General features: G+C 36.5%; 11 protein-coding genes. 5 read left to right on the forward strand and 6 right to left on the reverse strand.

Features of this window, described 5'->3' with window-relative positions; all coding sequences use genetic code 11:
* The first annotated feature begins 43 nt into the window (after positions 1-43).
* On the forward strand, positions 44-292 hold the full coding sequence (locus tag VB694_RS13670) for a hypothetical protein (RefSeq protein ID WP_323360865.1): 249 nt from the start codon (positions 44-46) through the stop codon (positions 290-292).
* Positions 292-708 (forward strand): type II toxin-antitoxin system VapC family toxin, encoded by a 417-nt coding sequence (locus tag VB694_RS13675; RefSeq protein WP_323360866.1) that lies wholly within the window; start codon positions 292-294, stop codon positions 706-708. The genes VB694_RS13670 and VB694_RS13675 overlap by 1 nt, the downstream gene beginning before the upstream one ends.
* Here VB694_RS13675 and VB694_RS13680 read toward each other — a convergent pair.
* Complete coding sequence (locus VB694_RS13680) at positions 695-820, reverse strand: hypothetical protein (protein ID WP_323360867.1); 126 nt, start codon at positions 818-820, stop codon at positions 695-697. The genes VB694_RS13675 and VB694_RS13680 overlap by 14 nt on opposite strands.
* On the opposite strand from VB694_RS13680, the gene VB694_RS13685 reads away from it, so the two are divergent.
* Positions 811-1032: a hypothetical protein gene (locus tag VB694_RS13685; RefSeq protein ID WP_323360868.1), complete on the forward strand. Its 222-nt coding sequence runs from the start codon at positions 811-813 to the stop codon at positions 1030-1032. The two genes, VB694_RS13680 and VB694_RS13685, sit on opposite strands and share 10 nt — an antisense overlap.
* Before the next feature lie 230 nt (positions 1033-1262).
* Complete coding sequence (locus VB694_RS13690) at positions 1263-1784, forward strand: hypothetical protein (RefSeq protein WP_323360869.1); 522 nt, start codon at positions 1263-1265, stop codon at positions 1782-1784.
* A 162-nt stretch (positions 1785-1946) separates the two neighbouring features.
* On the opposite strand, the gene VB694_RS13695 is transcribed toward VB694_RS13690, so the two are convergent.
* From VB694_RS13695 to VB694_RS13705, 3 genes are all read right to left on the reverse strand, one after another.
* Positions 1947-3350 (reverse strand): HEPN domain-containing protein, encoded by a 1404-nt coding sequence (locus VB694_RS13695; RefSeq protein ID WP_323360870.1) that lies wholly within the window; start codon positions 3348-3350, stop codon positions 1947-1949.
* 94 nt (positions 3351-3444) lie between these two features.
* Positions 3445-4020, reverse strand: a complete 576-nt coding sequence (locus tag VB694_RS13700; RefSeq protein ID WP_323360871.1) for a Uma2 family endonuclease — start codon at positions 4018-4020, stop codon at positions 3445-3447.
* Between the two features lie 117 nt (positions 4021-4137).
* On the reverse strand, positions 4138-4278 hold the full coding sequence (locus VB694_RS13705) for a hypothetical protein (RefSeq protein WP_323360872.1): 141 nt from the start codon (positions 4276-4278) through the stop codon (positions 4138-4140).
* Positions 4279-4567: 289 nt separating this feature from the next.
* On the opposite strand from VB694_RS13705, the gene VB694_RS13710 reads away from it, so the two are divergent.
* The gene (locus VB694_RS13710; protein WP_323360873.1) at positions 4568-8554 is read left to right on the forward strand and encodes a magnesium chelatase subunit H; all 3987 of its coding nucleotides are present in this window, start codon (positions 4568-4570) and stop codon (positions 8552-8554) included.
* Between the two features lie 62 nt (positions 8555-8616).
* Here VB694_RS13710 and VB694_RS13715 read toward each other — a convergent pair whose 3' ends face one another.
* Both VB694_RS13715 and VB694_RS13720 read right to left on the reverse strand, forming a co-directional pair.
* Positions 8617-9297 carry an MAE_28990/MAE_18760 family HEPN-like nuclease gene (locus VB694_RS13715; protein WP_323360874.1) on the reverse strand — a complete coding sequence of 227 codons (681 nt, stop codon included), beginning with the start codon at positions 9295-9297 and terminating at the stop codon, positions 8617-8619.
* 5 nt (positions 9298-9302) lie between these two features.
* Positions 9303-10373, reverse strand: coding sequence for a DUF262 domain-containing protein (locus tag VB694_RS13720; RefSeq protein ID WP_323360875.1), 1071 nt, complete (start codon positions 10371-10373; stop codon positions 9303-9305).
* Positions 10374-10766 lie beyond the last annotated feature (393 nt).

Raw genomic sequence — 10766 nt, forward strand, 5'->3', positions numbered from 1 at the left:
GATATGATGTTAATGAAAACTGTTTAATTTTTGCAGAAAAACTATGTCTCAAGCAATTGATAAACCTATAATTCAAGAAAACACACTGTTAGATAAATTTAGAAATCTAACTATTGAACAACAACAAACTATCTTAGATTTTATGGAATTTATGCACAGTAAAAAAACAAAATCACAAGACAATCAAGAGGTTTCAGCTTATGACTTAGCTAAGGAATGGGCTGGATCTGTAGAAAGTGGGATTGGTGATTTATCTACTAATAAAAGGTATCTTCAAGGATTTGGTAAATAATGAAATCAGAAATTATTATAGATACTTCACCTTTAGTGGCTTTTATTGATAAAAGTGATGATTTTCATGAATGGACAGTAGCAAAATGGAAAAATTTACGTCCTCCTTTATTTACTTGTGAAGCGGTTGTTGCGGAGTCTGGTTTTTTATTACAAAATGTTCATGGAGGAGAAAGTGCTATTTTATCTTTATTGGAAGCAGAAGTAATTAAAATACCTTTTAATTTAAGTGAAGAAGTAACAGTAATTAAGCAATTAATGAAACAATATCAATCCGTTCCTATGTCTTTAGCTGATGCTTGTTTAGTGAGAATGAGTGAATTAATTAGAGGAAGTAGTGTTTTCACTTTAGATAGCGATTTTAGGGTTTATCGTCAATATAAAAATAAGGTTATTCCTGTTATTATGCCTGAATAACATCATTGAATTGCACCACAGTCTCCCGATTACTAGGTCGCGCTTCGCTATCGCACCCCAACATCCCCAAACAGCGATCGCACACAACCACCCTAATTTTAGATGATCGCACCCCAAATCCCCAAACAGCGATCGCTCACAACCACCCCAATTTTAAACGATCGCACCCCAACATCCCCAAACAGCGATCGCACACAACCCCCTAATTTTAAACGATCGCTCTCCCAACTTATTCCTAAATGGCGATCGCTCATAACTACCTCAATTTTAGGCGATCGCTCTCCCAACTTATTCCTAAATGATGATCGCTCACAACTACCCTAATTTTAAATGATCGCTATTCCAACTTATTCCTAAATGGCGATCGCTCACAACTACCCTAATTTTAAACGATCGCTCGATCGCTCACAACCACCCAATTTTAGGCGATCGCACTCCGAACTATCATCCTAAACAGCGATCACTGTCCCGTTTTCAAATAGAAGTTACAAAAAATCATAGTATTGAAGCAAAAAATGTTATAAATCAATACAAGGATTAATAAGGTATCTAAAATGTTTAGACTTCTCAAACATCTACCTATAGCAGCTTTTTGTCTTGCTATAACAGCAACATCAGCTAAAGCAAACTGGCAATTTACAAAATGGGGAATGTCTCCAAAAGAATTAGAGCAAGTATCACCAGTTAAACTTAGAGTAAAAATTAGTACCGGAGATAATTGTCCAGCTAAAAATCCTTTAGGAAAAACTTATAACGTTAGATATGCTTCTGATTGGAATGTTGGAAGCATGAAATTTATTGCTTGCTATCTTTTTTTAGACAATAAACTTAATCGAGTTTATTTAACGTCATCAAATGTAGATGCAGCAGCAATTATTAAGGGTTTATCTCAAAGATATGGTAGTCCACAAGTCAATACTCTTTTAAGTTCTGTTGGCATTGTTAGTTATAATTGGGATTTACTCAATGAAGAAATAAGATTTGTTTTGCGTAAATATGAAGATAAGGAGCTTTATATAGTAGATTATAAAAGCAAGAAAGGAACGAATGAAATTCTAATTAGAGATGGACTTTAATAAATAATTTGCTAGTTGAGTTAGACTTAGTAACAGTCATTAAATAAGAAATTATTTCTCCAATACTTAATACAATACCAGTTAGTTATTAGGTGAGAAATTTATCAAACAAGTCTTATCAGGCTTGTGTGCTAAGTCTAAATATTCTCTACTAAGCAAACTTCAGTTATCTTTTATATTTAACCTTGCCTCTGATCTCAAAATTATAGTTCCAATAGTTTCTTTATCAAAACCTAATTCTTTTAAAAGCAAGATTTCAACTAGGACTTTTAGCCTCTGAATTTGCAAGCGAAAATTTTTACCATAGACATCTCCATCATATCCACTCCCATGAGATAGTGTATTTCTAATTTTAACAATCTCGTTGACAAAATCATTCTTGGATTTACCATCTAAAAATATATTAAACGCATTCTCTTGTTTATTGAGATGCTTAATAATTTCTTGAAAGCTTTGACTCTTTAACAAGCTCATTATTTTTCCATTCAAGCTAAGATTATTACTATTTATTAATTTCCTTTCTAACCATTTTTGATGATATTCCGGTACTTGATTCATTATATCTTCTAATATTTTTGAATGTTCATCCTCACTTCGTTCAAATTTCTTCAATTCAGAATTAATATCTTTTTGGCAATATGACTCCAAAGATTGAATTAAACTAAGGATATCCTGTTGAGGGTAATATGAATTAGGGTTATCTAAAACACCAAAATAAAGTTCGTAAACCGTTCCCATATCTTTTGCTTTCTCAAACCAATTCTTAATAAAAAGCTCAAATTTGTCTGAGATATCATGAAAAGTAAAAAACATTTCATGCCAAGATAATTTAGACGCAAGGATATCATTTGCAGGACTTGATAACTTGCCTAGTATACGAACAACTGAGATTACACCATCTTTTGATATAAAACCATTCATGATTAAAGGAAAAACTGGTTTTGTGATTGCTAGAGTTAAAAAGTTTCGTGTATAACTCATTATTTTTATGTAATCTTTATAGTGTCTTTCTTGAGAAGAATCTATAGTTATAAATACTTTTCTATCAATTGTTATTTTTTCAAACAAACTAACACTTTTCCCATAATTTATATGGATTGATAAACTATAATTATTGTCAATAGATGCCTGAGCAAGTTGTTCCCCTCTTTTATTTACTATGTGTTCTTCAGCATTTTCTGATTGTACAAAATCAAATGTTTGATTGTTAACCCATTCATTTATAAATGAGTAATGTATAGAAATTTTGTTGAATTTTACATTGGAATCATTATAAAAATGATGACCTAAAAAAATTAAGTTTACGTATACATAATATAAGAAAACTCCATTTCCCTTTTCCTTCTTCCTGAGAAAGCAATCGTACAAAGTTATGTCTCCATTTTTTACAGTAGTTCCCAATATAATAAAAGGCTGATTGACAATATTAAATTCAATCAGATAATCAGAATTTCCTATTATCTCTAATTCGCCACCTTCAAAGGATGTGAATCTACAAATTCCAGCTAATCTCTCACTAGAATTATTCGGCAACCACCAAAATCCTTTAAAGTCAAAACTTTCCATATCATTCTTCCTCTCTCTTATTCTCTTGAAACTATCTTTATCTATGTTTAATTTATTTAATTACTCATTCCTAACTAACTGCATATTCTGTAAACTACCAAATCATCCCCAAATTCAAAACAAAACCCTTTAAAACATCTTCCCCCGAAACCGTAGCAGGAGATTCCAAAACTTCAACCTCCTTCCCTTGTCTATAAATCTCCACTTGACGAGATTTCCGATTAATTAATATACCTAAACGCACACCATTATCTATATATTCCTTCATCTTTTCCTGTGTAGTTTTCAAACTATCACTAGGAGAAAGTAACTCAATTACAAAATCAGGACATAAGGGAGGAAACTTTTGTTTTTCCTCATCAGTTAAAGCATCCCATCTTTCTAACTTTATCCAAGAAGCATCAGGAGACCGATCTGCACCATTTGGTAACTTAAAACAAGTAGAAGAATCAAAAACTACACCCTCCTGATTTTGCTCATTCCAAATCCAAAGTTGAGCAGTAATACCCGCATTACGATTTCCCGTTTCTCCTCCCGTTGGTGGCATAATTATTAATTCCCCATTGGCATTTCTTTCAAATCTCAATTCCTGGTTGTTTTGACATAGTTTGAAAAACTGCTCATCAGTCATTTCTATTACTGATTCTAAATTGACAGTTAAAGCATTCATGGTCATATCCTCATTGAATATTTAGGTAGAAAATTTAACTATCTCATAAGCTATTTTATATGATTAATCCGATTTTTCATATTTTTGTATAGAGTATTTAACAGAGAAAATTAAACCCTACATAAAAACTCTCTCAAACCCTCTTACCTCTGCGTCCTCTGCGTCTCTGCGGTTAGTTCCTCTTCCTTCCTCTCTTCTTCCTTCGTGTTCTTCGTGTCTATCCCTACGGGACGCTACGCGAACGTGGTTAATTTTCATACAAACCCCTACCCTTACCCACACCAATTAAACAACCATATAGTTAAATAACAGAATATCAATGTAAACAGAATTTACAAAAACCTGAGAGAATCTTAGTTATTTGTTAAGATTTATCAAAAATGATTACGTTTTTTATATCATTTTGTTTCAGTTCGGGGATAAAACCCCCACTGAGTCAGAGTTTTCTGGTAAAAAACTCTTAATTGCCGAAGAAAATGGAAGAGAGAACCGGCATTAGCCGTGATGAACTTCCAGTAGAGAACACGCCTCAAAGGAGCTTATCTGAATGTTCACCCAGGTCAAGTCCACAATTAGACATATAGCACCTGACGATTTACGCGGACGCAATCTGATTAAAGTCGTTTATGTTGTACTTGAGTCCCAATACCAGAGTTCTTTATCTCAAGCGGTACGGGAAATTAACGCCCATCATCCCAGCCTAGCGATTGAAATCAGTGGATACTTGATTGAAGAACTACGCAACTCTGAAAACTATGAGGAGTTGAAACGTGATATAGCAGATGCTAATATATTCATTGCTTCTCTGATTTTTATTGAAGACTTAGCACAGAAAGTAGTTGCGGCAGTTGAACCCCATCGTGATAACCTAGATGTGTCGGTTGTTTTCCCCTCCATGCCCGAAGTGATGCGCCTTAACAAAATGGGTAGCTTCTCCTTGGCGCAATTAGGACAATCCAAGAGCGTTATCGCCAACTTCATGAAAAAGCGCAAAGAAAAATCTGGCGCTGGTTTCCAAGATGGAATGTTGAAGTTGTTGCGGACACTTCCCCAAGTGCTGAAATTCCTACCAATGGAAAAAGCACAAGACGCGAGAAACTTCATGCTCAGTTTTCAGTATTGGCTAGGTGGTTCAGCAGAAAACTTGGAAAACTTCTTGCTGATGCTGGCTGATAAATACGTCTTAAAAGGCGAAGACAGACAAAAATTAGCTGCTGCTGACTATCAAGCACCAGTTGTTTATCCCGACATGGGTATTTGGCATCCTTTAGCGCCAAATATGTTTGAGGATGTGCGAGAATATCTGAACTGGTATGCTACCCGCAGAGATATTTCTCGAAATCTCAAAGACCCCCTTGCACCATGTGTAGGCTTGGTTTTACAACGGACTCACCTAGTTACCGGTGATGATGCACATTATGTGGCAATTGTCCAGGAATTAGAATCATTAGGCGCAAAAGTTCTCCCTGTGTTTGCTGGTGGTTTGGATTTCTCTAAACCCATAGAAAGTTACTTCTATGAACCAACAACTAAATTGCAGTTAGTAGATGCGGTAGTATCCTTAACTGGTTTCGCTTTAGTGGGTGGACCCGCTAGACAAGACCATCCTAAAGCTATTGAAGCATTAAAACGGTTAAATCGTCCCTACATGGTGGCGTTGCCTTTGGTCTTCCAAACCACCGAAGAATGGCTAGATAGTGATTTGGGGTTACATCCCATTCAAGTGGCTTTACAGATTGCTATACCTGAACTAGACGGAGCAATTGAGCCTATTATCCTATCCGGTAAAGATGGGGCAACTGGGAAAGCGATCGCTTTACAAGATAGAGTCGAAATAGTCGCCCAAAGAGCGTTAAAATGGGCAAAACTCCGCAGCAAACCCAAATTAATTAAAAAAGTCGCCATCACCGTTTTCAGCTTCCCACCCGATAAAGGTAACGTGGGAACAGCCGCATACTTAGACGTATTCGGTTCTATCCATGAAGTCATGAAAGGACTGAGAAACAACGGTTACGACGTGCAGGACATTCCCGAAACTCCCCAAGAGTTGCTAGAACAAGTCATCCACGACGCACAAGCACAATACAACAGCCCCGAACTCAACATTGCTTACAAAATGTCCGTGCCAGAATATGAAGCACTGACACCATACTCCCAACGCTTAGAAGAAAACTGGGGACCACCTCCAGGAAACTTAAACAGTGATGGACAAAATCTGTTAATCTACGGAAAGCAGTTTGGTAACGTTTTCATCGGTGTACAACCAACATTTGGTTATGAAGGCGACCCCATGCGGTTGTTATTCTCCCGTTCCGCTAGTCCTCACCACGGTTTCGCAGCTTACTACACCTACCTAGAAAAAATTTGGGGCGCTGATGCTGTGTTACACTTTGGTACACATGGCTCATTGGAATTCATGCCTGGTAAGCAAATGGGAATGTCTGGTGACTGTTATCCAGATCAACTAATTGGCTCAATTCCTAATCTGTATTATTACGCAGCCAATAACCCCAGTGAAGCCACAATTGCTAAACGTCGCAGTTACGCAGAAACAATTTCTTACCTGACACCACCTGCGGAAAATGCTGGTTTATACAAAGGTTTGAAGGAACTCAGCGAGTTAATTGCTTCTTACCAAACTTTGAAAGACACAGGACGCGGTGTTTCCATTGTCAATTCCATCATGGATAAATGCCGCATTGTCAACTTAGACAAGGATATTGAGTTACCCGAAACCGACTCTAAGGATATGACCTCAGAAGAACGGGATAATATTGTTGGTAGCGTTTATCGCCGGTTGATGGAAATTGAATCGCGCTTATTACCTTGTGGACTGCACGTAATTGGTAAACCTCCAACTGCCGAAGAAGCGATCGCAACTTTAGTCAATATTGCCAGTTTAGATCGACAAGAGGAAGAAATTCAAGGTTTACCCGGAATTATTGCTAGAAGTCTGGGACGCACCATTGAAGATATCTACAGAAACAACGATGCCGGCATTTTAGCAGATGTGCAACTATTACAAGATATCACCCTCGCTACCCGTGCGGCTGTAACGGCATTAGTTCAAGAACAAATTGACGCAGAAGGTCGAGTTATCGCGGTTTCCAAGTTGAATTTCTTGTACATGGGTAGAAAAGAACCTTGGTTAGAATCACTGCATCAATCAGGTTACACCAAAGTTGATACCTCTGCGTTGAAACCCCTGTTTGAATATTTGGAATTCTGCTTAAAACAAGTTTGTGCAGATAACGAACTGGGTGGACTTCTCCAAGGTTTAGCCGGTGAATATATTCTCCCTGGTCCCGGTGGAGATCCTATCCGTAATCCTGACGTATTACCCACTGGTAAAAATATTCACGCTTTAGATCCCCAATCTATCCCCACTTCTGCCGCAGTTCAATCTGCGAAAATCGTCGTGGATAGGTTGTTGGAACGCAACAAGTCGGAAAATGAAGGAAACTGGCCAGAAACCATCGCCTGTGTCCTCTGGGGTACAGATAACATCAAAACCTACGGTGAATCCCTCGCCCAAATTATGTGGATGATTGGTGTGCGTCCAGTACCCGATGCTTTGGGACGGGTGAACAAGTTGGAATTGATACCTTTAGAAGAGTTGGGTCGTCCTAGAATTGATGTTGTCATTAACTGTTCTGGTGTATTCCGCGACTTGTTCATTAACCAAATGAATTTGCTTGACCAAGGTGTGAAAATGGCTGCTGAAGCTGATGAACCTTTGGAAATGAATTTTGTCCGCAAGCACGCTTTGAAGCAATCTGAGGACATGGGCATAAATCTGCGTCAAGCTGCAACTCGCGTTTTCTCTAATGCTTCTGGTTCTTATTCTTCTAATATTAACCTTGCGGTCGAGAATAGCACTTGGGATAGTGAAGCTGAGTTGCAAGAAATGTATTTGAAGCGCAAATCTTTCTCTTTCAATTCTGATAATCCTGGGGTTATGGATGAGTCAAGAGAGATTTTTGAAACTACTTTGAAAACTGCTGATGCAACTTTCCAGAATCTCGATTCTTCGGAAATCAGTTTAACAGATGTTTCCCATTATTTTGACTCTGATCCGACTAAGTTAGTTGCAAGTCTGCGTGCAGATGGGAAAAAACCATCTTCTTACATTGCAGATACAACTACAGCGAATGCACAGGTGAGAACTTTATCAGAAACTGTGCGTTTAGATGCGCGGACGAAGTTGTTAAATCCCAAATGGTATGAGGGAATGTTGTCTCACGGTTACGAAGGTGTGCGCGAACTTTCTAAGCGGTTGGTAAATACCACTGGTTGGAGTGCGACTGCTGGTGCTGTGGATAATTGGATTTATGAGGACACGAATGAGACTTTCATCAAAGATGAGGAAATGCAAAAACGTTTGATGAATCTCAATCCTCATTCTTTCCGCAAGATTGTTTCTACTTTGTTGGAAATGAATGGACGCGGTTATTGGGAGACTAGTGAGGAGAATTTAGATCGTTTGCGTGAGTTGTATCAGGAGGTGGAAAACCGGATTGAGGGTATAGAATAGGATTAGATGGGCAGGTTTTATACCTGCCTTTTTTATAAATAGGAGAAAATTATAAATCTAATTTATTCAGAATCTAAATATTCTTGGTTAACTAAATATTCATCAATATTTTCTAAAATTTGTCTAAGGTATTTGATAACTCTTTCACTTATTTCAACAAGATTTTTTGCGGATGTAGTTTTACCAACTTCTTTAAAGGACATAACACCATGAGCTAAATCATTTCTATGCTCCTTAATGGAAAGTAAATCAAATCCATCTCTTGTATCAATATCAGTTGTAGCGGAAAATCCATATTGTTTTGCTATTTTCTTAATTTCTTTTGCATCAACATTACCAGAAAATAACTCATCTTGATTAAAGCCAGATTCAATAATATCATTGAAAATATTTCCTATTTTTTCTACAACATTATTAACACCACATTCTTGTACATTTTTTTTGACGTTTTGCAAAATTATTTTTTTAATTTCTATTCTAAGTTGATTGAATGCTACCCCTTTATCACTCATTTCATCAAAAATACTCTGAATAGCATTTCTCATAGTAGATTCTACAAGATTGTAAAGCAATAAAAATCCGGTAGCTTTTAAACTTTTATCTAATTCAGTATCTATTTTAGAAATAACACCATCTTGACTTAGTAGAATTTTCTCCTGTTCTAAATCTCTCAGAAAACAAAGATAATTACTAACATCGTTAGCACGTTCATCAAAATCCTCTAAATCTAATACTCTGTTCACTATACTTAACCTAAAATCTGATCACGAACATATTCAATACGACGAATCACTTTATTTCTAGAACTACTCGCATTGCTGCTTGTATATTCTCTAAACTCCTTGGAATTTATAAAATCTAGTGATGTAGGTTTAAGGTTATCTTGCTGTCTTAAAGCTAATGCTATCCCAACCGCAAGAGATTCAAATTTAATTCTAGTTGTAGTTCTATCTTTGTTCTTACCTTGTCTAAAACCTGTGGGAAAATATCTTTCCACAAAATCAAGCATTGAATAAAATTCATTTTTCATGCTTTCTAAAGTATTTTGATCTGTTCGGTTCATAGTTTCTAAATACTTATCAAGAAACTCTGTAATATTTTTATATTTATTAAATTCCTGATAATTATTTAGAAAAGCAAAAAACCGTAAAACAAATTCTTGGGGTTCTACTCTCCTAATTGACGGTTCTGTAAAAGCACAAAGACTAATAAATCTTTCTGATTTTGCTAATTCATCTATTACATTAAGAAAAGCACCTCTTATAATACCTCGGCGTTTTTCCATTTCATTTAATTCAACACTACCCGTATTTATTCTTTCAAATAAATCTCTACGAGCTTCTTCATCTGCTTCTTCTGATAGTTGAATTACTCTGAGAGTTGTTCTTTTAAATCTTCTTTGTCGGGCAATATTTAGATCAGAAAATCGAAACCCTTCTAGCTTTTTTAACTTTTCCAGGTTTTCTAATTGTAATTCATTATTAAGGAAATTGACTAAAGTACGAAGTCTTTGTGTTCCATCTATAATTTCTAAACGACCATCTTTAGTTTCTGAATAATTTTCTTCTTCTTCACCAGAAATATCCGCCACATAAATGTAAGGAATAGGTAAACCCAAGAGAATAGACTCAATAAACTTAGATTGTCTTACTTTATCCCAAGCCATCTCTCTCTGGTAGTCGGGAATAAATATTTCGTTTGAATCATCATTAATACCATTTAGATATTTGTCAACTATAACTTCAATAGGGTATTCAATGGTGTTATAATCGACAGATTTTTTCTTTTCGCGGATTTGCATTTCTGCTTCTTCCTGCATTTGATCTGTAATACTTTTAGTTAATAAATTGTTACTCATATTAGATGGAAATATCTAAGTGATTATATCTATCTTATCCTAATTTTCCCCTCTTTAGCCAATCTTATGTTGAAAATAAATTTTTATCCAACCTCAGTAAACAAAGTTTTGATAATATTTTATACAAAGTATCATTATTGTAGGAATGTAAGGCGGTGCGATAGCGTAAGCGCTGCTGCAAGCAGTTCGCTGTTTAGGGGTGTGGGGAAATGCGATAGCGTAAGCGCTGCTGCAAGCAGTTCGCTGTTTTGGGGGTGTTTGGGGGTGCGATAGCGTTCGCAAAGCGTCCCGGAGGGAACTAGTGCTGCTGCAAGCAGTTCGCTGTTGGGGATGTGGGGATGCGATAGCGTAAGC

The organism is Anabaena sp. UHCC 0451, from assembly GCF_034931405.1.
In the GTDB taxonomy this organism is placed as follows: Bacteria; Cyanobacteriota; Cyanobacteriia; order Cyanobacteriales; family Nostocaceae; genus RDYJ01.